This window comes from Paraburkholderia sp. SIMBA_030 (genome assembly GCF_046535245.1).
GTDB lineage: Bacteria > Pseudomonadota > Gammaproteobacteria > Burkholderiales > Burkholderiaceae > Paraburkholderia.
The window spans coordinates 1-246 of record NZ_JAWRXB010001329.1; the positions used below are offsets into that span (position 1 = coordinate 1).

1 protein-coding gene is annotated in these 246 nt (G+C 61.8%); it reads left to right on the forward strand.

Annotated elements, in window-relative coordinates:
• The coding region (locus SB772_RS44360) for a hypothetical protein (RefSeq protein WP_410839073.1) at positions 1-246 on the forward strand (246 nt) is incomplete at both ends.

Genomic DNA, 246 nt, shown 5'->3' on the forward strand with positions numbered 1-246 from the left:
TTCATGACACGCGTACGACAGATCATTCGTCTTTTGAAGGAGCTCGAGCGCGGCGTTGACAGCACGCTCGTTCCTATTCCGAAAGAGACCGTGTTCCTCAAGGCGTCGCAGCCGGTCTCCGGCCGTGCGGTTCCGTTTCCTCATATGGACGGCGACTACGACGACAGCGGTCTTCCCGACATGCCGACCCTCTGGAAGCCGACGGAGGAGCCGACCCCGAGCCGCTGGTACCCCGCACGTACCAAG